Genomic DNA, 22,094 nt, shown 5'->3' with positions numbered 1-22,094 from the left:
CCCACGGATACTTCATGGCGCTCGGTTTCATCAAGAAAGTCTTCACCTTCGGCAAGGAAAGGTCGACCGATGTGCTGGCGCCGGAGCTCGTGGAAGAGCAGGTGCGCTTGCCTGAGGAACGCGTGGAACAGCCGCTGCGTCCCGAGGATATCGAGGCCGCCGAGGCTTTGGCGGCAAAAGCCGACCTTGAAGCAGACGCCGAGCCCGCGATCCTGCCGTCAGCCGGCCAGCTGAGCGATCTCGGCGTCGTGCCGCTTTCGCTTCTGGAGGCCGAAAGCGAGGAGATCCCCGCCTCTGTCCCCTTGGAAGATCTCCCGGAGGATGAGCCCTCCGTTGCGGATTTGAACGATCGGGCCGAGGAGCCTGCGCCGGAAAGCCCTGATGTCTCCGACGATCGGGGTGTTGCCGCACGTGCTGACCTCGAAGACGCAGGCGAGGCTACCGCTCAGCCTCTATCTCCCTCTGTGGAGGAGATTTCCGACAGGACAGAGCTCGACGAAGCGCCGCTCGCCCGGGCTCTGCCTAAGGGCTTTGCCACCGGCCCCGCGCCCGCGCCCGTCGCTGAAGCGCCGAAGCCGAAGCTTTCCTGGTTCCAGCGGCTGAAAGCCGGGCTGGCGCGGACCTCTTCGCAGCTGACCGGTCAGATCACCGCACTCTTTACCAAGCGGAAGCTCGACGAGGAGACGCTGCAGGAGTTGGAAGACCTGCTGATTCAGGCCGATCTCGGCGTCGAGACGGCGATGCGGGTCGCGGACACCCTTTCCTCAGAGCGCTACGGCAAGGACGTCACCGGCGAAGACGTCAGCCGCATCATGGCTTCCGAAATCGCCAAGGTTTTGAAACCCGTTGCAAAGCCGTTGCAGCTCGATCTTTCCCACAAGCCGCATGTCATCCTCGTGGTCGGCGTCAACGGCACCGGCAAGACGACAACCATCGGCAAGCTTGCGGCGAAGCTCTCCGGAGCCGGGCTGAAGGTCATGGTGGCGGCCGGCGATACGTTCCGCGCGGCGGCTATCGAGCAGCTGAAGATCTGGGCGGACCGGACGGGATCCGCGTTCATCGGCACGAAGCTGGGCGCCGATGCGGCTGGGCTTGCCTTCGACGCGTTCCAGCAGGCGAAGGCGATGAAAAGCGACGTGCTGATCATCGACACCGCAGGCCGCCTGCAAAACAAGACGGAACTGATGGCAGAGCTCGAAAAGATCGTGCGCGTTCTCGGAAAGCTCGATCCGGACGCTCCGCATACCGTGCTTCAGACGCTCGATGCCACGACGGGCCAGAACGCGCTCAATCAGGTCGAGATCTTCCGCAACGTCGCCGGCGTCAACGGGCTGATCATGACCAAGCTTGACGGAACGGCGCGCGGCGGCATTCTTGTCGCCATCTCGGCCAAGCACAAGCTGCCGGTCTACTTCATCGGCGTTGGCGAAGGTGTCGAGGATCTGGAGCCGTTCGAGGCCGACGAGTTTGCCGAGGCTATTGCCGGCCTCGCGCCCTCGTGATGCCGCGGCCATAGATAAGCCATCAAAAGCCCTTCAAGGGCGAAGAGTTTGAGTTTGCGAAGGTCAGAAATGCCGATGACGACGAGCGAAAGCGATATCACCCCGAGTGCCGCGGACCGCCACCACCCGATGCTGAAGCTGGCGCTGGAGCTGGGCCCCTTGCTCGTCTTCTTCTTCGCCAACCTGCGCGGGCCATGGTTGATCCAGATTTTTCCGGCGCTGTCGAACCTCGGGGGGCCGCTCTTCGTGGCGACCGCGTTGTTCATGGCCGCGACCGTGCTGTCGCTTGGCGTTTCCAAGTTCGTCCTTGGCCACCTGCCGGTCATGCCCTTCGTCTCGGGCATCGTCGTGCTGATTTTCGGCTCGCTCTCGATCTATTTGCAGAACGAGACCTTCATCAAGATGAAGCCGACCATCGTCAACGCGCTCTTCGGGGTCACGCTGCTCGGTGGGCTTGCCTTCGGGCGCTCGCTTCTCGGCTATGTGTTCAACGCCGCTTTCCAGCTCGATGCCGAGGGGTGGCGCAAGCTCACGGTTCGCTGGGGCATCTTCTTCCTCTTCCTCGCGGTCATGAACGAGGTCGTCTGGCGGAATTTCTCCGATGATTTCTGGGTCGCGTTCAAGGTATGGGGCACGATGCCGATCACGATCATCTTCACCTTGGCGCAGATGCCGCTGATCATGAAGCATAGCGTCTCGCCGGCGGCGGGCAGCGAGCCGTGACGTCGCTGCCGCAGGTCGAGGCGAGGAGCCGCAGCGCCAGCTATTGGATCGTTGCCTGCCTCGCCGTTCTGATCGCCCAGATCGTCGCCGAATACATGATGGGCCGCGTGCCGATCTGCACCTGCGGCTACATCAAGCTTTTTGAGCCGGTGGTCAATTCGAGCGGCAATTCCCAGCATCTCGCCGACTGGTATACGCCATCGCACATCATTCACGGCTTTTTGTTCTTCGGGCTGACGCACCTCCTCATGCGCGGCCGGCCGCTCTCCATGCGTCTCTTCTTTGCCATGCTGATCGAGAGCGGTTGGGAGCTTCTGGAAAACTCGCCGATCATCATCAACCGCTATCGCACGGCTACCATCTCGCTCGACTATTACGGCGACAGTATCCTGAATTCGGCGATGGACACGGTCTTCATGGTCCTCGGCTTCCTGTTCGCCTCACGTGCGCCGGTCGCGTTGACGGTGGCAATCGCGATCTTCTTCGAGCTGTTCACCGGTTGGCTGATCCGCGACAATCTGACGCTCAACGTGATCATGCTGGTCTGGCCGCTGGATGCGATCAAGGCTTGGCAGAGCGCGCTCTGAAAATCTAGAGCAAATCCAGGAAAAGTGTGACACGGTTTTCCGTGCGGAATTGCGTAAAAACAAGGTCTAGGAAACCGGCTTGGCCAATGCCTTGTCGATCGCGGGCATAAGGCCGTCGCGGATGCTCGTCTCGTCAAAAGGACCGACGCGCTTGTAGAGGATCGTGCCGTCGGCAGCGACGAGGTAGGATTCGGGGATACCGTAGACGCCCCAGTCGATCGCGGCGGTTCCCTTCGGATCGATGCCGATTGCCCTAAAGGGATTGCCGAGTTCGCCGAGAAAACGAAGGGCGTTTTCCGTCTGATCCTTGTAGTTGATGGCAACGATATTTATCCGGCTGTCTTTCGCCAGTTCCTTGAGAAGCGGATGCTCCTCGCGGCAGGGCACGCACCACGAGGCAAAGACGTTGACGAGCGTCAGCTTGCCGCGGATCGCCTCGTCGGTCAGGGCCGGCACGCTCGACCCTTCGAGCGGCGCGAGCCTGAGGGACGGCGCCTTCGATCCGATGAGCGCGGAGGGGATTTCGGAAATGTCCTTGCCGTGGAAATCCTGGTCATAGAGCATCTTTGCGGCAGTGGCGGCGATGCCGGCAAAGACAATCAGCGGCAGCAGCGCAAGCACATAGCGCCCGGCGCGGCGCGGAGGCGCGGTATCGTTTTTCTCTGTGGTCACTGTGCAGCGCCCTTGGGTGTCGAACGGCGTCGGATGCCGGCGGCTTCGAGTTCCGCGAGCTCCCTGCGGCGCAGGCGGCCATCAAGCCAGGTCCAGCCGATGACGGCGGCGACGAGGACGACGGCGAAACCATAGGAGCCGTATACATAAAAGGAATGGGTCATCGGCCTACTCCTCCCGCGCCGCCATACGGGCGGCGAGACGTCGCTGCGAGGCTACCCGACGGCGCCAGATCTCGTTACGCATCGCCATCAGATGCAGCGTGAAGAACAGCAGCGTAAAGGCGAGCGCCATGCTGAAGAGCGGCCAGAGGAATTCCGGGTCGATCGCCGAGCCCCCGGCGCGCAGGATGCTCGCCGGCTGATGCAGCGTGTTCCACCAATCGACGGAGAACTTGATGATCGGAATGTTGACGAAGCCGACGAGGATGAGCACCGCCGATACCCGCGCCGCCTTTGCCGGATCGTCCATGGCGCGATTGAGAGCGATCAGTCCGAGATACATCAGAAAGAGGACGAAGACGGAGGTGAGCCGCGCATCCCACACCCAGTAGGTGCCCCACATCGGCTTGCCCCAGAGGGAGCCGGTGACGAGTGCAAGCAAGGTGAAGGCCGCGCCGAGGGGGGCGGCGGCCTTGGCGGAAACGTCGGCCAGCGGATGACGCCAGACGAGGCTGCCGATCGCCGATATGCTCATGATGGTATAGCCCATCATCGACAGCCACGCGGCCGGCACATGCAGATACATGATGCGCACGGTATCGCCCTGCTGATAGTCGCCCTCGGTCGCGAAACAGAGATAGAGGCCGACCGCGAAGAGAACGGCGGTCGCGATCGCGAGCCAGGGGATCAGGCGCTCCGCCCAAGCCAGAAATCGCGTCGGATTGGCAAGGTCGGAAAATCGGGTGATGGATGGGCTGAGGTCGCTCATTGCGCTTCTTTATCCGGTTCTCCGCATGGCTGCAAATCGATCCTGCGTGAGAGGTCAATCCGTGGAGTTGCGGAGCGCGAGCGCTGCCGCCGCCGGGCCGATGACGGCAAAGAACAAGGTGAGAGCGGCGAGAAAGAGAAACGGCGGCAGAAACGGTGCCGGCCCCTCGACCGCCGCATAGGTAGCGCTCACGCCGAAGATCAGGACGGGGATCGCCAACGGCAGCACGAGGATCGACACCAGGAGCCCGCCGCGCGGCAACGCCACCGCGACAGCGGCGCCGACGGCGCCGATGAAGGTGATCGCGGGCGTGCCGACAAGCAGCGTCAGCGCGGTTACCCCCAGCCCCGTGCCGGACGTATTCATAAACAGCCCGACGAGCGGCGAGGCGATCACCAGCGGCAGGCCGGTCGCCGTCCAATGTGCGGCGCACTTGACGAGCACGGTCAACACAAGCGGCGTTTCCTGCATCAGCAGGAGATCGAGCGAGCCGTCGTCGCGCTCGGCCTGGAACAGGCGATCTAACCCGAGGAGGGCGGCCAGCAGCGCTCCAATCCAGACGATCGCCGGGCCAATGCGGGAAAGCAGTTTCAGGTCCGGTCCAACGCCGAAGGGAACGACCGCAACGACGGTCAGAAAGAACAGCACGCCGATCAGCGCCCCGCCGCCGGCGCGCACCGAGAGTTTCAGGTCGCGGAGGAAAAGGGCGATCATCGTGCGGAGCCTTTGCGTGGTATAGCTGGCGGCGATGGGCAAAGGTGGGCGACTCTACGGCGAAACCTCATCCCCATGTCTCCTGCTCGACGCCGGCGAACCCCGTCATCTGCAATTCCTTGACATTGTCGAGGCCGAGCGGCTGATGCGTCGCCGCCAGTACGATCCCGCCCGATTGCTGATGGGCGGAAATCAGGCTGGTGAGCAGATGGTCGGCGGCCGTGTCGAGTGCTGCCGTCGGCTCATCCAGGATCCAGATGGGGCGATGGGCGACGATAAGCTTGGCAAAGGCCATTCGACGCTGCTGCCCGGCGGAAAGATAGCCGAAGGGGAGGTGGGTGATGCCGGCAAGCCCGACCGCCTCGGCGGCGGCGTCGACGGAAATGCCGACGCCGGACGGGTCGTTGCCGAGAAAGGTCTTCCAGAAAGTAAGGTTTTCTGCAACCGTGAGTTCGGACTTCATGGCATTGCGATGGCCGAGGTAGTGGCTGGCCTCGCGAGGCGGGCGGTCCGATTCGCTGTCCGGCCCGACCAGGACGATGCGGCCCGTTTCGGGTCTCAACAGGCCTGCGACAACACGTAGCAATGTTGATTTTCCCGACCCGTTCCGGCCCCTCAAGACAAGCGCGTCGCCGGCCTCCAAGTCAAAGGAAACCTTAGCGAAAATCAGATCTTCCCCGCGCCGGGCGGAAAGGTTCTCCGCGCGTAGATGCATGAGCTGCTGGTTCCCCCGTTTTGATGTCGCCGCGGACCTCAAAAATTGCCTGTTATTTTTGGCTTCGTATGCTCTGGCAGTTTTTTACGAAATTATCTATAAGACCTGCAACCACGCCAGCGGCCGGCGTGAACTTCATCCTTGCGCCGAACTTGGGGTTGTTTCAATTCCACGTGCGGACAGCGGAAATGGTCGTACCCGCATCCTGATGTGCATGAAGTGCATGGGCGTTCGCACGACTGTGTTGGCTATCAGACGAAACGGGGTCTCTCGTGTCTAAATCTCTCGACAGTTTCAATTGCCGTTCCACGCTGACCGTGAACGGGAAGGATTATGTCTATTACAGCTTGCCGAAGGCGGAGGCCAATGGTCTCGCAGGCGTTTCCAAGCTTCCCTATTCCATGAAGGTGCTACTTGAGAACCTGCTGCGCTTCGAAGACGGCCAGTCGGTCACCAAGGACCACATTCTCTCCGTCGCGGAATGGTTGACGAACAAGGGTGCGGTCGAAAACGAGATCGCCTATCGCCCAGCGCGCGTGCTGATGCAGGACTTCACCGGCGTTCCTGCTGTCGTCGATCTTGCCGCGATGCGCGATGCCATGGTTTCGCTGGGCGGTGACCCGGAAAAGATCAACCCGCTCGTTCCCGTCGATCTCGTCATCGACCACTCGGTCATCGTCGACGAATTCGGCACGCCGCAGGCGTTCGCCCGGAACGTCGAGCTGGAATACCAGCGCAACGGCGAGCGCTACCGCTTTCTGAAGTGGGGCCAGCAGGCGTTCAAGAACTTCCGCGTCGTTCCTCCCGGCACGGGCATCTGTCATCAGGTGAATTTGGAATATCTCGGCCAGACGGTCTGGACGAAGGAAGAGGACGGCGAGACGATCGCCTATCCCGACACCTGCGTTGGCACCGACAGCCACACGACGATGATCAACGGTCTCGGCGTTCTCGGCTGGGGTGTCGGCGGTATCGAAGCGGAAGCCGCAATGCTCGGCCAGCCGGTCTCGATGCTCTTGCCTGAAGTGATCGGCTTCAAGCTCACCGGCAAGCTCAAGGAAGGCGTGACCGCGACCGACCTCGTGCTGACAGTCGTGCAGATGCTGCGCAAGAAGGGAGTCGTTTCGAAATTCGTCGAATTCTTCGGCCCGGGCATGGACAACATGCCGCTCGCCGACCGCGCCACCATCGGCAACATGGGTCCGGAATACGGCGCGACCTGTGGGTTCTTCCCGGTCGACGGCGAAACCATCAACTATCTCAACATGTCCGGCCGTACGAAGGATCGCATCGCGCTCGTCGAAGCCTATTCGAAGGCTCAAGGCATGTGGCGTGACGGCGACGGTTCCGAGATCGTCTTCACCGATACGCTGGATCTCGACCTCAACGACGTCGTGCCCTCGATGGCCGGCCCGAAGCGCCCGGAAGGCCGTATCGCGCTTGAAAACATCGCCACCGGTTTCGCCGGTTCGATGGACAGCGACTACAAGAAGCCGGGCCAGCTCTCCAACCGCTATGCCGTCGAAGGCACCGACTTCGATCTCGGCCATGGCGACGTGGCGATCGCCGCCATCACGTCCTGCACCAACACCTCCAACCCGTCGGTACTGATCGCCGCTGGCCTCCTGGCCCGCAACGCGGTCGCCAAGGGCCTGAAGACGAAGCCTTGGGTCAAGACCTCGCTCGCGCCGGGAAGCCAGGTGGTCGGTGAGTATCTTGCCAAGTCCGGCCTGCAGGCCGATCTCGACAAGCTCGGCTTCAACCTCGTCGGCTTCGGCTGCACGACCTGCATCGGCAATTCCGGCCCGCTGCCGGCGCCGATTTCGAAGACGATCAACGACAAGGGCCTCATCGTTTCAGGCGTGCTTTCGGGCAACCGTAACTTCGAAGGCCGCATTTCGCCGGATGTCCAGGCCAACTACCTGGCTTCCCCGCCGCTCGTCGTCGCCTACGCGCTTGCAGGTTCGGTCCAGAAGGACCTGACCAACGAGCCGATCGGAGAGGACCAGGACGGCAAGCCGGTCTACCTCAAGGACATCTGGCCGACCTCCAAGGAGGTCCAGGAATTCATCCTGAAGTACGTCACCCGCGAACTCTACGAGACGAAGTACGCCGACGTGTTCAAGGGCGATGAAAACTGGCAGGCGGTGCAGGTTCCTCCGGGCCAGACCTATGCCTGGGACGACGATTCGACCTATGTCCAGAACCCGCCCTATTTCGTTGGAATGGGCAAGAAGGGTTCGGGCACCTCGGACATCAAGGGCGCTCGCGTCCTCGGCCTCTTCGGCGACAAGATCACCACCGACCACATTTCGCCTGCCGGTTCGATCAAGGCGGCGTCGCCCGCCGGCGCATACCTGCTCGGCCACGACGTCGCCGTTGCCGACTTCAATCAGTACGGCACGCGCCGCGGCAACCATGAAGTGATGATGCGCGGCACGTTTGCCAACATCCGCATCCGCAACCACATGCTCGGGCCGAACGGCAAGGAAGGTGGCTACACCATCCACTATCCGTCCAAGGAAGAGATGTCGATCTACGACGCCGCCATGAAGTACAAGGCCGAAGGCGTGCCGCTCGTCATCTTCGCGGGTGTCGAATACGGCAACGGTTCGTCGCGTGACTGGGCTGCCAAGGGTACCAACCTGCTCGGCGTCAAGGCCGTGATCGCCCAGTCCTTCGAGCGTATCCACCGCTCGAACCTGGTCGGCATGGGCATCATCCCCTTCGTCTTCGAAGATGGCACGACCTGGGCAAGCCTCGATCTCAAGGGCGATGAAGTCGTGACCATCGAAGGCCTCGAAAACATCAAGCCGCGCGAGAAGAAGACGGCCAGGATCACCTACGGCGACGGCACCGTTAAGGACGTGCCGCTGCTGTCGCGCGTCGATACGCTCGACGAGGTGGTCTACCTCAACAACGGCGGCATTCTGCAGACCGTTCTGCGCGACCTCGCGGCCTAACAGGCGCGGATCCATCGAAATTGACGCCGCCGGGAAAGCTTCCCGGCGGCGTCTTGTTTTTCACGGCGATGTGTAGGCTCGCGGCGTGCGTCTCACCCCATCGTGACTTTGCCTCGCGGGCCGAACCCGTTATCTCTAGTTTCAGTCTTTCCAGGTTTGATAGTCTCAAGGAACTGGGGTTGGCGTTTGACCCCCGGATCGCGTGCGATCCGGGAAATAGTCGGGCGCCGGACAAGGCATTGCCGGATCTGCTCCGTGTCGATGGATGCGGCGGCAGGGCGATGCCGGATATCGAGGAATTTTGGTATGCGCATTCGATGGACGATAGCACTTTTGGCAGGACTCGCTTCGGCGGGGTCGGTGCTTGCGCAGGAACCCGCGAAACTCAGGGGCGTCGTCGAACTCTTCACGTCGCAGGGCTGCTCGTCCTGCCCGCCCGCCGATGCCGTTCTTCAGAAGCTGATCGGGCAGGGTGACGTGGTGGCGCTCGCCTATCACGTCGACTACTGGAACTACCTCGGCTGGCAAGATACGCTGAGTTCCAAGGACAACACCGAGCGACAGTACGCCTACGCGCGCACGCTCGGCCGCAGCAACGTCTACACGCCACAGGCGATCATCAACGGCCGCGATCATTTGAACGGCGCCGATCTCGGCGCCATCAATGTCAAGCTCGACCAGTTCCATCAGGACGGCAAGGGACTGACTGTCCCCGTGAGCGCTTCGGTCAAGGGTGACGAACTCGAAATCACGATCGGCAAGGGCGCGGGCAAGGCGAATGTCGTCGTCGCCTATTTCGACAAGCAGCAACTCGTCTCGGTCAAGAAGGGCGAGAATAGCGGCCAGCAGATAAGCTATCTGCACGCCGTTTCGGACATTGAAACCGTCGGCATGTGGGAAGGCCAGGCCATGACCGTTACGCTGCCGGCAAACGTCATGGACAAGACCGGGCGGGCGGGCATGGCCATACTTCTGCAGGAATCAAGCCCGAACGGCGATCCCGCAGGCATCATCGGTGCAACGGTGCTTACCATTGGCGGCGAGGGATAATGACATATTTCGCACCCGGACCGCACGGTCTGGTGGTTGCAGATTGTGGGCGGCCCGGCTGAGGCGCATTCGGGGCTGGGGTTAGGTCGATACGCCCCCGCCGGGCCATTTGGCGCGCTGGCGCCAACTGCGTCATCATAAGTCTCTTGGAAATGAGGCGCTGTTTTGACTGAATTGCGGCACTCACAAGAAAGCGGTCAGTCTTGCCGACGTAAGCGTGCGTCGGTCTTGCAATTTGCTGTCAGTGAGGCAAACTGTCACTCGCCTGTCATGAGCGGAGGCGTGGGAGATTGATGACTGAACAGCCGGAACGTCGAAACGGCGAAGACCGATTCGCCGATCACACGTCTTCCGTCATAGATCTCAGGGAATACAAGCAAAGCCGGGATCCGCTCCCCGTGACCTTCCATCGCCGGGAACTTGATGCCATCCTCTGGCTTTACGGTCGCATGGTCGGCGAAGGGCAATGGCGCGACTACGCCATCGATCACCTGAAGGAGAAGGCGGTCTTTTCCGTCTTCAAGCGTTCCGGCGAAATTCCGCTCTACCGCATCGAGAAGAATCCCAAGCTGGCGTCCAAACAGGGCGCCTTTTCAGTTATCAACACCAACGGCTTGATTCTGAAGCGCGGCCACGAGTTGAGCCAGGTGCTGAAGGTGTTCGACAAGGTGCTGAAACTCGTCGACAAATGAGCGATTCCAGGAACGCCCTAACCGGCATTCCGCCTGCGATGCCCTCAGCAAAAAGCGTTCATTCCGAAAACAGCGTGCCCGGATAGATGGTGGGATCAGGATCGGCGCCGTCGCCGAGCGCCTTCTGCATAAGCATGGTGTCGAGCCAACGGCCGTGCTTGTAACCGGCGCTCTTGATCGCGCCGATATCGGAGAAGCCCGCCGAGCGGTGGAGTGCCACGGATGCCGCTTCCGCTCCCCCGATGACGGCTACCATCTGGCGGAACCCGAGCGCGCTGCTGCGTTCGAGAAGCGCCGCGAGCAGCGCCTTGCCGACGCCCTGGCCGCGTGCGGAGGGTGCCAGATAAATCGAATCCTCCACGATCCAGCGATAGGCCGGCCGCGTTCGGAAGGCGCTTGCATAGGCGTAACCCAGGAGCGTGCCCGCAAGGTCGGCCGCAACGAGATAGGGATAGCCCTTATCGACGATCGCCCCGTAGCGCTTGCCCATCTCGGTCTCGTCCGGCGGCGTGATCTCGTAGCTCGCCGTGCCGGTCAGCACTGCCTCGCGATAGATGGCGGTGATCGACGCGATATCGGCGGGGCCGGCGTCTCGTAGGTGGAATGTCATGGAACGCTGTGCCTGGTCGAAAAAGGGGATGCCATGCGGCAACAAAAAAGGCGGCCGAAGCCGCCTTTTCCGTCGTCTCTTTGCCTCTTAGCCTTTGCGGTTGCCCATGAACTGCAGGAGGAACATGAAGAGGTTGATGAAGTCGAGGTAGAGCGTCAGGGCGCCCATGATTGCCTTGCGGCCGGCAACGGCAACGTCGTCGCCTTCGAAGTACATTTCCTTGATCTTCTGCGTGTCGTAGGCAGTCAGGCCCGCGAACACCAGGACGCCGATCGCCGAGATAGCGAACTGCATAGCCGAAGAGGCCAGGAAGATGTTGACGACCGAGGCGATGATCAGGCCGAACAGACCCATCATCAGGAACGAGCCCATCGCCGTCAGGTCGCGCTTGGTCGTGTAGCCGTAGAGCGACAGGCTACCGAAGGCCGCGGCCGTCACGAAGAAGGTCTGCACCACGCTCTGACCGGTATAGATCAGGAAGAGCGACGAGAGCGAAAGGCCGACCAGCGCCGCGTAAACCCAGAAGGTTGTCTGCGCTGCCTGCACGCTCATCGAATTGATGCGGAAGCTCAGGAAGAACACCATCCCCAGGGGGGCGAGGATAACCACCCACTTCAGCGGGCTCGTGTAGATTGCGGCGCCGAAGGCGGTCAGCTGACCGTCCTGGAAGGCGAAGGAGAAAGCGAGATAGGCGGCCAGGCCCGTGATCACGAGACCCAGAGCCATCAGGTTGTAAACCTTGAGCATATAGGCGCGAAGGCCTGCGTCTATCGCCGCGCCGGACTGCGCGCCCGCAGGGGTCGCCCGGTTGGGAAAATTACGAAAGTCAGCCATGTTTTCCTCTTTCAAGCTCCGGTGTGAATACGGTGTCGGGCAGACGTGACCCAGGCGCCGCTGCGGAGCTCCAGCATGCCTACCTCAGAATATGAGCCCTCAAAGCTCGGCGTACAAGACCCGAGCCACGGTGAAATGCGTTAAATCGGCGTAACATATGGCAATTTCGCCGGCGGGGTTAACGCAGACACCTCGTTCAAAGCTCGCGAAGCACCGGCGCCGCCTTCTGTCCGAGCACGCGCCACGTGCCGGCAAGCCCGATGCCGACAGTCAGGATGAGGGCGATTGCAAGCGTCGAGAGCGCCGGTCCGGGCAGGAAGGCGGATGGCAAGTGCATGATATGGCGAACAACATAGGTCGCCGCGGCGGCTCCCGCGAGCAAGGCGAAGACTGCCGTCGAGGCGCCGAGGATCAGGTACTCGTAGACGAATGCGCGGATCAGCGTTGCCCGTGTCGCGCCCAGCGTCTTCAAGACGACCGCGTCGTGCGCGCGGGCGCGGTTTCCAGCTGCAAGGGCGCCGGCAAGCACCAGCACGGAAGCTGCAAGCGCAATCGAGGCGGCGACGCGAATGGCCGTTGCGAGCTGGCCGACCAGGGTGTTGAAAACGTCGAGCGCATCCTTCACGCGGACGCTGGTGATCGTCGGGTAGGTATTGGTCACGCGCCTGAGGATCGTCGCTTCCGCGGCCGCCGTCGCCTCCGGCGCGGTCAAGGTCGCAAGCCAGGCATGCGGCGCGCCCTTGAAGGTATTCGGGGTGAAGATCATTACGAAATTGATCGACAGCGACTGCCAATCGACCTTGCGGAAATTGGCGATCTTCGCGGTGATGTTGCGGCCAAGAACGTTGACGGTCACGGTGTCGCCGAGCTTGAGGCCGAGCGCTTTTCCTTCCTCCTGCGAAAAGGAAACGAGCGGCTCTCCGGCATAGTCCTTGTCCCACCAGCCGCCCTCGGTAAGGCTGGCGTTCTCGGGCAGGCTTTCCGCATAGGTGATGCCGCGATCGCCGCGCAGCACCCAGCGGCCTTCCGGCGGCACGTCGCGCTTCGATACATCCTCGCCGTTGAAGGCGACGATGCGCCCGCGCAGCATCGGCACTTCCTCCAGCTTGCCGTCCGGCAACTCCGCGCGGACGAGATCGCGGAAGCCGTCGATCTGCGATTTCTGGATGTCGACGAAGAAGAAGTTCGGCGCGCGCTCGGCCATGCGGCCCGTCAGTTCCCGACGCATGTTGCCGTCGATCAGCATGATGGTCACGAGAAGCGCCAGCCCGAGACCGAGCGAGAGCACCACCGAGGCCGTCAGCGCTCCGGGCCGATGGATGTTTCCGATCGCGAGCCTGAGTGCCGGCGAGCGCACGCGCGGGCATGCCCGCGCCAGCCGCGCGACAAGAGCGGCGACCGCGCGCAGAACGACAAACGCGGCGGCGATCGCCACGACGAAGACGATGGCGATGAAGCGGTCGTAGGCGGTGAGGATGGCAAGAGCGGCAAGCGCTGCCACCACAAGGCCGGCGCAAATGAGATAAGGCCAGGAAGGCAGGCGGCGCATCTCGAAGCCCTGCTCGCGGAAGAGGGCTGTGGCCGGCACCTCACGGGCGTGCCCCAGCGGCAGCATTGCAAAACCGAGCGTCGTCAAGAGGCCGAAGAGCGCGGCAAGCAGGAGCTGTGCCGGATAAAGCTGTGGATCGGTCGCGATCGGCAGGAAGCGCGACATGAACTGTGCGGCGATTATCGGGGCTACCGCGCCGAGCACCAGCCCGGCAGCAATCCCTGCCATCGCGATGATCAGGATCTGCATGAGGTAGGTGGCGACGACGACAAAGGCCGGTGCTCCGAGGCATTTCAGGGCCGCGATCGTCGTCCGCTTGGCATCGAGAAATGCGCGGACGGCATTGCTGACGCCGACGCCGCCGACGATGAGCGCGGTCAGCCCGACCAGCGTAAGGAACTGCGAAAAGCGGTTGACGTTGTCGGCAAGCGCCGGTGCGGCCTTGTCGCTGGTGCGGATCGACCAGCCCGCCTGCGGAAAAGCCTTGTTCGCGCGGTCGTCGATGTCTTTCGTCTGAACCGCCGGCTCAGCCATGCGGACCTTATAGGAATGTTCGACGAGGCTGCCGGTCTGAACGAGGCCGGAGGCGGCAAGGGCATTCATGCTGACCAGAAGGCGCGGAGCGAAGGCAAAACCCTCCGAGATCGCGTCGGGCTCGCTCTTGATCGTGCCGGTAATGCGCACTCGCGCGCTGCCGAGGAGGATCGTGTCGCCGACTTTGAGATTCAGGCGGTCAAGAAGCAGCGGGGCCGCGACGGCGCCGTAGATCCCATCGACTTCCGAAATCAACGAGCCGAGCGGGCTTGTCGGTTCCGCCGCGAACGTCCCGTAAAGCGGGTAGGCGCCGTCGACCGCCTTCACCTCGACAAGCGCCTGGTCGCTGCCGTCGGGCAGGCGCGCCATGGAGCGAAGGTCGGTGGAGAGCGAGAGCGTGCCGAGACCCTTGAGGTAGGCGAATTCCTCGGGCGTTGCCTCGCGATTGTTGAGCGCGAAACGCACATCGCCGGCAAGCAGCGTCTGCCCCTGCGTCGCGATGGCATCGGTGATCGAGTGCGATATCGAGTTGACGGCGGCAATTGCCCCGGTGCCAAGCGCGATGCAGGTGAGGAAGATATAAAAGCCCTTCAGGCCGCCCCGCAGTTCGCGCAGCGCCAGGCGAAAGGCCAGCGAAAGCCGCGCGCCTGCGCGCCTCATGCGTTTGCCGTCCGGCCAAGATGGAGATCGGCGCTGTCGTTCTCGATCGTGCCGGAGCGCATGTGAACCTGCCGCGAGCAGCGTGCGGCAAGCGCCGCGTCGTGCGTGACGAGCAGCAACGTGCTTCCTCGCTCAGCCTGGCTGGCGAAGATGAGGTCGGCGATCTGTCGACCGGTTTCCGCATCCAGGTTGCCGGTCGGTTCGTCGGCGATGAGCAGCCCCGGGGCCGGTGCCAGCGCGCGCGCAATGGCGACGCGCTGCTGCTCGCCGCCCGAAAGCTGGCCCGGATAGTGGTTCAGGCGCTCTCCGAGGCCGACCGCTTCAAGCTCGCGCCGGGCAATCTCGAAAGCGTTGCCGACATTGGCGAGCTCGAGCGGCACCGCGACGTTTTCGAGCGCCGTCATGTTGGCGATCAGGTGGAAGGACTGGAAGATGATGCCGACATTGCGGCCGCGAAAGTCGGCGAGCGCGTCTTCGCTCAAACCGTTGAGCCCCGTGTCGCGGATGAGGATGTCGCCGCCGTCGAGCCGTTCAAGCCCGGCCAGCACCATCAGCAATGTCGATTTTCCGGAACCGGATGGGCCGAGGATGCCGACGGATTCGCCTTCGAAAACCGTGAGGTCCACGCCCTTCAGTACATGAACCGAAGCTGCGGCGCTGCCGAGCGTCAGATCCGCTTTCTTCAGCTCGACGATGGTTTTTGCCAATCCGATACGCCCTATATAGAATTTCACGACAGTGGCGGTCCGCGCGGCCCCGCAAGCCAATCTAGGGAATGCAGCATGCGTTTTAAAGTTGCCGCGCTTCAATTCGCCGTCATTGCGGTATTCACTCTTCTTGTCTTTCCGGCTGGGGCTGATGCCCGCACGGTTGCAATCGTCGGCCTTGGCGACAGTCTGATGGCGGGCTACCAGCTGCCGCCGGGCGACGGTTTTCCGGAGAAGCTTGGTGCCGCGCTCAAGGCCAAGGGGTTGGACGTCGCGGTCGCCAATGCCGGCGTTTCGGGCGATACCAGCGCCGACGGCCTTGCCCGCATCGACTGGTCCGTGCCGGACGGTACCGACGGTGTCATCCTTGAACTCGGCGCCAACGATGCGCTGCGGGGCATTGCCCCGGAAGAGACCGAGCGCAACCTCGACCAGATGATTAGCCGGCTGAAGGACAGGGGCATTGCCGTGCTCCTTGTGGGCATGCTTGCGCCGCCAAACATGGGGCAGGACTACGCAGCACGCTTCAATTCCCTCTATCGGCGGCTCGCCGACAAGTATTCGCTGCCGCTGTACCCCTTTTTCCTCGATGGAGTCGTGCTCCAGCCCGGCCTACAATTGGAGGATGGAATGCACCCGAGCAGCCGTGGCGTTGACGCCATGGTTGAGCGGTTCATGCCCTCCGCGGTCGATTTCATTGGGACGATTTCTTCTGCGACCAAATAGGGGCTTGCGCAGACTCGCATTGCATGATTCGCTCTTAGCATCTGCAAAAGATTCGGGGAGTGCTCGTATGCCGAGACTTTTTACCGCCCTCGAAATTCCGCGCCACGCGGCTCTCAGCCTCTCACTGCTGCGCGGTGGTCTTCCTGGAGCCCGGTGGATCGACGTAGAGAACTACCACATAACACTGCGCTTTATCGGTGACGTCGACGGCCGCACCGCGGACGAGATCGTCGACCGTCTCGATCGTATCGATCGGCCGGAGTTTCAGATCCGGCTTGACGGTATCGGCTCGTTCGGATCGAAAAAACCGCATTCGGTCTGGGCAGGCGTGACCACGACGCCGGAACTCTTCGCCCTCCAAGGGGAGATCGAGCGCCTCTGCCAGCGTCTCGGCCTGCCGTCGGATCCGCGCAAGTTCACCCCGCATGTGACGCTTGCGCGCCTGAAGTCCTCGCGTGTCGACGACGTCGTGCATTATCTTTCCGGCCGCGGCAATTTTCACACTCCGACCTTCACGGTTTCGCGCTTCGTTCTGCTGTCGTCGCGGGAATCGGTCGGTGGCGGGCCGTATCTCACCGAAGAGGTATTTCCGCTTCACGAGCCCCGCGTCTTCCCGCTCCCGGCAACCAACACCGAGCAGCCGGCAAAGAGCATGGCATAGACCGACTCGAAGCCTTCGGATCCGCCATAGTAGGGATCGGGCACGTCTCTCGTGCCTGATCGAGTGTAGGCGTCGAAGAGGTGGATCTTGCCGAGCGACGAAGCAGGTGAGCGGCTCCGGAGGTACTCCGGATTGTCCTTGTCCATCGCTAGAATGAGATCGAAGCTGGCGAAATCCCGATCGGTCACGCGTCGCGCGCGCTGCCCGGAAATGTCGATGCCGTGCCGGGTCGCGACCGCCACCGAGCGCCTATCCGGCGGACTTCCCTGATGCCATCCGCCCGTGCCGGCCGAATCGACATCGAATTCGTCCAGGCGCCCGGCTTTCTCCGCAATGTCCTTTAAAATACCCTCAGCCAAGGGCGAGCGGCAGATATTGCCGGCACAAACGAAGAGAATCCTAGTGCAGCCCATGCTAACCTTCCCGCCAGAGGAGTGACCATGGCATGAAATACGAAAAACTGGAAAGAGCGGCAATCGACGACAATCTGGCGGCGCTCGAGGGCTGGACTCTGAACGACGGCGCGACATCGATCGCAAAAACCTTCAAGTTCCGCAATTTCGTCGAGGCCTTCGGTTTCATGACGGAAAGCGCGCTGACCGCCGAGAAACTCAACCACCATCCCGAATGGTTCAACGTCTATTCCCGCGTCGATGTGACGCTTTCGACCCATGATGCCGGAGGGCTGACCGACTTCGATTTCCGGCTCGCCAAGGCGATGGACAAGGCCGCCGCGCGCCGCGCGGATTGAACAGCACCGCGCCCCCCTTATATGTGGACGGAATAGTCTCGGAGACGATTGGAATGGACGATATAAAGTTCGGTGAGATCCTGTTGCCTGGCGACGAAGATACGCAGGATCGGCGTGAACGGTCCGTGCGCAACAAGTTCTGGCCCACTTTTCGCCGCGCCGTGCGGCAGATTCCCTTCGCGCGCGAGGTCGTCGCCGGCTTCTATTGCGCGCTTGATCCGCAGACGCCGACACGGGTACGGGGGATCTTGCTTGCAGCACTTGCCTATTTCGTGATGCCCTTCGACGTCATTCCCGACATCTTCGCAGTGGTCGGCTACACCGACGACGTTGCCGTGTTGACCGCGGCCTTCGCGATGATCAACGGCCATATCCGCCCCCGGCACTTCGAGGCGGCCGACCGTGCGCTTGCCGACGAGCGCGACACCAGGAAAACCGTCTGATTGCCTGCCGTATCGTGGCTGGACGCGGAGGACTGCGCCGACGCGCGTCGCCTGCCAAACTCTTGCCCAATTCTTTCTGTCTTAAACTTCGCCTGCGAATGGTTTTTTTGCCATCCGCATCTTCCAATTTCCCCGACGCGTTCGGAGGCCGGGCGGTCGACATTGAGCTGGAACGGCACGGCTCGGGGCGGTGATCGCCATGTTGACGGTTTGGTAACCTGAATAAAGTCAAAATGAAGCAGCTTTGTACACGCCCGGCCCGTCTTTCGACATGGGCCCTGGATCGCAGAAATCGGCAGGAAACCATGTTCGCAAAGACAGTAGCAACCGCTCTAACCGTGATTTTGGCAACGGCCGGCGTTGCGTCCGCGCAGTCCAAGCCCAAGCCCAAGGCGGCAGCAGCCGCCGCGCCCGCCGCGCAGGCCGCACCGACACCGACGCTCATCAAGCAGTTCGGCGACTGGTACGCCTACTCCTACCAGTCCGCTAGCGGTAAGGTCTGCTATGTGCTTTCCGTCGCGAAATCCAAGATGCCCACGACGGGCGTGGATCACGGCGACAATTTCTTCATCGTCACCCAGCGCCCTGGCCAGAACATCTCCTACGAGCCGCAGGCAATGATGGGCTACACGCTCAAGGACAACTCGAAGATCAACGTCACGATCGATGCCAAGAGTTTCGTGATGTTCACCAAGGACAAGGCGGCTTGGCTCGAGAACGCGGCGCAGGAGCCGGCGCTGGTCTCCGCCATGAAGACCGGCCACTCGCTCGGCGTCAACGCGACCTCGAAGAAGGGCACCGCGACCTCCTACACCTATTCACTGTCGGGCATTTCCGCGGCGCTCAAGCAGATAGAAGCCTGCAAGTAAGGAGACCGCCACCGGATCGCGCCGATCGCGATTTCTCGGTTCCCGGCGGCAACATCATTGGAAGGCCGGCCTTCGGGTCGGCCTTCTCGCGTTTTCGAAGAGGGATGACTGCGGCCTAAAATAATGCTAAAGGCGCGCGGACTGCGGATGGCGGGCTCGATGTCGATGCCTCTCCGCGCCCTGAATTTTCTTAATCAGTGCCTTCTCCTCGCCCGCTCTGCCGGTTTTCCGGAAGCCGGCAGGCACGACGCTATGGAAGCTACGATGTCTCTGACCGATGCCATGACGATCGCCAAGCCAAAATCGGCGCCAAAGCCAGCCTTCGACTTCGATACGAAGCCGTCGCTGATCGGCTTGACACGCGAGGAAATGGCGGCGGCGCTCAAGGAAAAGGGCGTTTCCGACAAGCAGGTGAAGATGCGCGTCAGCCAGCTATGGAACTGGCTCTACGTGCGCGGCGTGTCGGACTTCGACGCGATGACCAACGTGGCAAAGGACATGCGTGAAATGCTCAAGGAGCATTTCACCATCGCGCGGCCGGAGATCGTCGAGGAGCAGATCTCCAACGACGGCACCCGTAAATGGCTGCTGCGTTTTCCGCCGCGCGGCGCCGGCCGTCCGGTCGAGATCGAGACGGTCTACATTCCCGAGGAGGGTCGCGGCACGCTTTGCATTTCGAGCCAGGTCGGCTGCACGCTCACCTGCTCCTTCTGTCACACCGGAACGCAGCGCCTGGTACGCAACCTGACGGCCGAGGAAATTCTGGCGCAGCTGCTGCTCGCGCGCGACCGGCTCGGCGATTTTCCGGATCGCGATACGCCGCTCGGCGCCATGGTGCCGGCGGAAGGCCGCAAGGTCAGCAACATCGTCATGATGGGAATGGGCGAGCCGCTCTACAATTTCGAGAGCGTCAAGACGGCGCTCCTGATCGCGACCGACGGCGACGGCCTGTCGCTTTCGAGGCGCCGCGTCACGCTGTCGACTTCCGGCGTCGTGCCGGAGATCTTCCGCACCGGTGACGAAATCGGCGTCATGCTGGCGATCTCCCTTCATGCCGTGCGCGACGATCTGCGCGACATCCTCGTTCCCATCAACAAAAAGTATCCGCTGAAGGAGCTGATCGACGCCTGCCGCGCCTATCCTGGTCTTTCGAATGCCCGCCGCATCACCTTCGAATATGTGATGCTGAAGGACGTCAACGACAGCCTCGAGGACGCCAAGGGCTTGGTCCAGCTGCTGAAGGGCGTGCCGGCCAAGATCAACCTCATTCCGTTCAACCCGTGGCCGGGCACGAACTACCAGTGTTCCGACTGGGAGCATATCGAGAAGTTCGCCGATTTCATCAATGCGGCCGGTTATGCCTCGCCGATCCGCACGCCGCGCGGCCGCGACATTCTCGCCGCCTGCGGCCAGCTGAAGTCGGAATCGGAACGCATGCGCAAGACCGAACGACTGGCCTTCGAAGCGATGATGATCGCCAACCACGGCGCCGACGATTGAGTTGCCTCGGCGGCCTTCTTCGCGCTCGCGCTACCTTGCGTGCGTGAAAAAGATCTTCATGGCGAAAAGTGAAAACACGCCGGCGAAGGTGTAGTCCATCCCGCGCATGACCCGGCGGTTTTTCTGCAGCCATGAGGCAAGCCAGTCCGCCGTCAGCACGACCAGCATGTTTACCGGCATCCCGACGAGGATGAAGAAGAACCCCAGGAACAGGAGTTTCTGGGTGACGGCCGGATCTCCCGCCGAGACGAACTGCGGCAGGAAGGTCATGAAGAAGATGATGACCTTGGGGTTCAGGAGATTCACCCAGAAGCCGGTGGAGATGTTCGCGAGCGGCGTGCCCTTGGCGCCCTCGACGCGGTTGACCGAAAGCGAGGAGCCGAAACGGATCGCCTGAATCGCCAGCCACAGAAGATAGGCCGCACCCCCAGTCTTGAGGATCATGAAGGCGGTCGGCGACGCGGTGATCAGCGCCGAGACGCCGAACGCGACGAGCATGGTGTGGACGACGATGCCGAGGCTTGTGCCGAGGACGATGAAGAGCGCTGGCTTTTTCCCCTGCGAGAGCGCGCGCCCGATCGAAAGCGTCATGTCGGGACCCGGTGTCATGGCGAGCAGCAGGCCGGCTGCGGAAAACGCGAGGAGGGTCGGCAGGCTTGGCAGGAAGTCCATGGTGCGCTCCGAAGGCATCGCGCCGGCCCAAAGCGCCGGCTCCTTGAGCCCCTGCTAGAGCAAGCGCCTTTCACCGGCCTTGGGATCTGCGGGGGACGGCGACGTTCTAGCCGGCTTTCGGCGAAATGCCAATCAATCCTTCTTGTCGAGGAAGGCCTTGAATTTGTCGGCGTAGTCCTTGTGCCAACGCGACAGGGGCGGCCGGTTCTCGATGATGTCGCCCATCGCCCAGGCCATGCGCCGCTCGTCGAGCGGGCGAGCGACGTCGTTGTCCGGGCAGAGAATGTAGAAATCGCCACGTTCCAGGCTCTCGATCATGAAGGCGACCGTCTGCTCCGGCGTCCAGGCGCCGGCGGGCTTTTCCGTATGCCCTCTCGTCAGCCCGGTGAAAACGAAACCGGGGATCAGCAGGTGGGCGGAAACCTTGCAGCCTTCCGTGTTGCGCAGCTCGTGCTCCAGCGCCTCGGTGAAGACTTTGACGCCTGCCTTGGAGACGTTGTAGGCGGGATTGCCGGGTGGGGTCGTGATGCCCTGCTTGGAGCCGGTGTTGATGATCATCGCCGGCTCGCCATGGGCGATCATGTTCGGGCCGAAGACGCGGGTGCCGTTGATGACGCCGAAGAGATTGACGCCGAGGAGCTGGTTCCAATCGGCCTCGGCGCTGAAGATGGAGCTGTCGGGGCCGACGCCGGCGTTGTTCATCAGAAGGTGCACGCGACCGAATTTCTGGATGACCGCGCGCTCGAGCGCTTCGAGGGCGCTTTTGTCGCTGACGTCGGTCTCGACCGCCATCACATGCTCCTCGCCGGCAATCTCGACCAGCGCATCGCGCGCCGCCGCCAGCCGGTCGCCGCCGAGATCGGCGATCACGATGCTCATGCCGCTGCGGGCCGCGTGCTTGGCGGCGGCAAGCCCGATGCCGGAAGCGCCGCCGGTGATGACGGCAACGTTGGACTTCTTGAAAATATGCTGAATATTCGTCACGGGAACTGCCCCTCCTCGGGCATTGTTCGGCTGCGCTCGAATATGG

24 protein-coding genes are annotated in these 22,094 nt (G+C 62.2%); 12 read left to right on the top strand and 12 right to left on the bottom strand.

The annotated features are described in order from the left end of the window. The first annotated feature begins 14 nt into the window (after window positions 1-14). The 3 genes from ftsY (at window position 15) to AB4048_RS10015 (ending at window position 2,812) form a co-directional block, all read left to right on the top strand. Complete coding sequence (ftsY, locus tag AB4048_RS10025; protein WP_442201800.1) at window positions 15-1,502, top strand: signal recognition particle-docking protein FtsY; 1,488 nt, start codon at window positions 15-17, stop codon at window positions 1,500-1,502. A gap of 75 nt (window positions 1,503-1,577) precedes the next feature. Next, window positions 1,578-2,225, top strand: a complete 648-nt coding sequence (locus AB4048_RS10020) for a septation protein A (RefSeq protein ID WP_442201799.1) — start codon at window positions 1,578-1,580, stop codon at window positions 2,223-2,225. A gap of 5 nt (window positions 2,226-2,230) precedes the next feature. Then, window positions 2,231-2,812 carry a DUF2585 domain-containing protein gene (locus AB4048_RS10015; protein ID WP_442201859.1) on the top strand — a complete coding sequence of 194 codons (582 nt, stop codon included), beginning with the start codon at window positions 2,231-2,233 and terminating at the stop codon, window positions 2,810-2,812. A 66-nt stretch (window positions 2,813-2,878) separates the two neighbouring features. Here the strand turns inward: AB4048_RS10015 and AB4048_RS10010 are convergent, their stop codons facing one another. From AB4048_RS10010 to ccmA, 5 genes are all read right to left on the bottom strand, one after another. After that, a complete protein-coding gene (locus AB4048_RS10010; protein ID WP_442201798.1) occupies window positions 2,879-3,484 on the bottom strand; it encodes a DsbE family thiol:disulfide interchange protein in 606 nt (201 codons plus the stop codon). After that, a complete protein-coding gene (ccmD, locus tag AB4048_RS10005; RefSeq protein WP_442201797.1) occupies window positions 3,481-3,648 on the bottom strand; it encodes a heme exporter protein CcmD in 168 nt (55 codons plus the stop codon). The genes AB4048_RS10010 and ccmD overlap by 4 nt, the downstream gene beginning before the upstream one ends. Window positions 3,649-3,652: 4 nt before the next feature. Next, entirely contained in the window at window positions 3,653-4,414 is a 762-nt protein-coding gene (locus AB4048_RS10000) for a heme ABC transporter permease (RefSeq protein ID WP_442201796.1), read from the bottom strand. Between the two features lie 54 nt (window positions 4,415-4,468). Further along, window positions 4,469-5,128 carry a heme exporter protein CcmB gene (gene ccmB / locus AB4048_RS09995; RefSeq protein ID WP_442201795.1) on the bottom strand — a complete coding sequence of 220 codons (660 nt, stop codon included), beginning with the start codon at window positions 5,126-5,128 and terminating at the stop codon, window positions 4,469-4,471. 67 nt (window positions 5,129-5,195) lie between these two features. Further along, window positions 5,196-5,843, bottom strand: coding sequence for a heme ABC exporter ATP-binding protein CcmA (gene ccmA / locus AB4048_RS09990; protein WP_442201794.1), 648 nt, complete (start codon window positions 5,841-5,843; stop codon window positions 5,196-5,198). Between the two features lie 272 nt (window positions 5,844-6,115). Between ccmA and acnA the strand changes: the two genes are divergently transcribed. From acnA to AB4048_RS09975, 3 genes are all read left to right on the top strand, one after another. Further along, window positions 6,116-8,806, top strand: a complete 2,691-nt coding sequence (acnA, locus tag AB4048_RS09985) for an aconitate hydratase AcnA (protein WP_442201793.1) — start codon at window positions 6,116-6,118, stop codon at window positions 8,804-8,806. A gap of 306 nt (window positions 8,807-9,112) precedes the next feature. Then, window positions 9,113-9,856 (top strand): DUF1223 domain-containing protein, encoded by a 744-nt coding sequence (locus AB4048_RS09980; protein WP_442201792.1) that lies wholly within the window; start codon window positions 9,113-9,115, stop codon window positions 9,854-9,856. Window positions 9,857-10,149: 293 nt separating this feature from the next. Further along, complete coding sequence (locus AB4048_RS09975; RefSeq protein WP_442201791.1) at window positions 10,150-10,548, top strand: DUF2794 domain-containing protein; 399 nt, start codon at window positions 10,150-10,152, stop codon at window positions 10,546-10,548. Window positions 10,549-10,606: 58 nt separating this feature from the next. Here the strand turns inward: AB4048_RS09975 and AB4048_RS09970 are convergent, their stop codons facing one another. The 4 genes from AB4048_RS09970 to AB4048_RS09955 all read right to left on the bottom strand — a co-directional run bounded on the left by AB4048_RS09970 (window position 10,607) and on the right by AB4048_RS09955 (window position 15,442). Continuing rightward, a complete protein-coding gene (locus AB4048_RS09970; RefSeq protein ID WP_442201790.1) occupies window positions 10,607-11,158 on the bottom strand; it encodes a GNAT family N-acetyltransferase in 552 nt (183 codons plus the stop codon). 87 nt (window positions 11,159-11,245) lie between these two features. Continuing rightward, entirely contained in the window at window positions 11,246-11,992 is a 747-nt protein-coding gene (locus tag AB4048_RS09965; RefSeq protein WP_442201789.1) for a Bax inhibitor-1/YccA family protein, read from the bottom strand. A 196-nt stretch (window positions 11,993-12,188) separates the two neighbouring features. Then, window positions 12,189-14,735 (bottom strand): ABC transporter permease, encoded by a 2,547-nt coding sequence (locus tag AB4048_RS09960; protein ID WP_442201788.1) that lies wholly within the window; start codon window positions 14,733-14,735, stop codon window positions 12,189-12,191. Further along, window positions 14,732-15,442, bottom strand: a complete 711-nt coding sequence (locus AB4048_RS09955) for an ABC transporter ATP-binding protein (protein ID WP_442201858.1) — start codon at window positions 15,440-15,442, stop codon at window positions 14,732-14,734. The genes AB4048_RS09960 and AB4048_RS09955 overlap by 4 nt, the downstream gene beginning before the upstream one ends. A gap of 75 nt (window positions 15,443-15,517) precedes the next feature. On the opposite strand from AB4048_RS09955, the gene AB4048_RS09950 reads away from it, so the two are divergent. Together AB4048_RS09950 and thpR are read left to right on the top strand one after the other, a co-directional pair. Further along, complete coding sequence (locus tag AB4048_RS09950; protein ID WP_442201787.1) at window positions 15,518-16,168, top strand: arylesterase; 651 nt, start codon at window positions 15,518-15,520, stop codon at window positions 16,166-16,168. A 67-nt stretch (window positions 16,169-16,235) separates the two neighbouring features. Continuing rightward, complete coding sequence (gene thpR, locus AB4048_RS09945) at window positions 16,236-16,829, top strand: RNA 2',3'-cyclic phosphodiesterase (RefSeq protein WP_442201786.1); 594 nt, start codon at window positions 16,236-16,238, stop codon at window positions 16,827-16,829. Here the strand turns inward: thpR and AB4048_RS09940 are convergent. Next, window positions 16,763-17,242, bottom strand: a complete 480-nt coding sequence (locus AB4048_RS09940) for a low molecular weight protein-tyrosine-phosphatase (RefSeq protein ID WP_442201785.1) — start codon at window positions 17,240-17,242, stop codon at window positions 16,763-16,765. The genes thpR and AB4048_RS09940 overlap by 67 nt on opposite strands. Before the next feature lie 32 nt (window positions 17,243-17,274). Between AB4048_RS09940 and AB4048_RS09935 the strand changes: the two genes are divergently transcribed. The 4 genes from AB4048_RS09935 (at window position 17,275) to rlmN (ending at window position 20,392) form a co-directional block, all read left to right on the top strand. Beyond that, on the top strand, window positions 17,275-17,580 hold the full coding sequence (locus tag AB4048_RS09935) for a 4a-hydroxytetrahydrobiopterin dehydratase (RefSeq protein WP_442201784.1): 306 nt from the start codon (window positions 17,275-17,277) through the stop codon (window positions 17,578-17,580). A 53-nt stretch (window positions 17,581-17,633) separates the two neighbouring features. Then, window positions 17,634-18,023 (top strand): YkvA family protein, encoded by a 390-nt coding sequence (locus AB4048_RS09930; protein ID WP_442201783.1) that lies wholly within the window; start codon window positions 17,634-17,636, stop codon window positions 18,021-18,023. A 305-nt stretch (window positions 18,024-18,328) separates the two neighbouring features. Next, a complete protein-coding gene (locus tag AB4048_RS09925; protein WP_442201782.1) occupies window positions 18,329-18,892 on the top strand; it encodes an invasion associated locus B family protein in 564 nt (187 codons plus the stop codon). A 264-nt stretch (window positions 18,893-19,156) separates the two neighbouring features. Next, window positions 19,157-20,392: a 23S rRNA (adenine(2503)-C(2))-methyltransferase RlmN gene (rlmN, locus tag AB4048_RS09920; RefSeq protein WP_442201781.1), complete on the top strand. Its 1,236-nt coding sequence runs from the start codon at window positions 19,157-19,159 to the stop codon at window positions 20,390-20,392. Between the two features lie 30 nt (window positions 20,393-20,422). Here the strand turns inward: rlmN and AB4048_RS09915 are convergent, their stop codons facing one another. Both AB4048_RS09915 and AB4048_RS09910 read right to left on the bottom strand, forming a co-directional pair. Further along, window positions 20,423-21,064 carry a LysE family translocator gene (locus AB4048_RS09915; RefSeq protein ID WP_442201780.1) on the bottom strand — a complete coding sequence of 214 codons (642 nt, stop codon included), beginning with the start codon at window positions 21,062-21,064 and terminating at the stop codon, window positions 20,423-20,425. A gap of 132 nt (window positions 21,065-21,196) precedes the next feature. Next, the gene (locus tag AB4048_RS09910; protein ID WP_442201779.1) at window positions 21,197-22,048 is read right to left on the bottom strand and encodes an SDR family NAD(P)-dependent oxidoreductase; all 852 of its coding nucleotides are present in this window, start codon (window positions 22,046-22,048) and stop codon (window positions 21,197-21,199) included. Between the last annotated feature and the right edge of the window lie 46 nt (window positions 22,049-22,094).

The sequence above is a fragment of the Rhizobium sp. RAF56 genome (assembly GCF_052113965.1).
Taxonomy (GTDB): Bacteria; Pseudomonadota; Alphaproteobacteria; order Rhizobiales; family Rhizobiaceae; genus Rhizobium.
The sequence above is the reverse complement of the archived record's forward strand: the minus strand, read 5'-3'. Positions and strand labels throughout refer to the sequence as shown.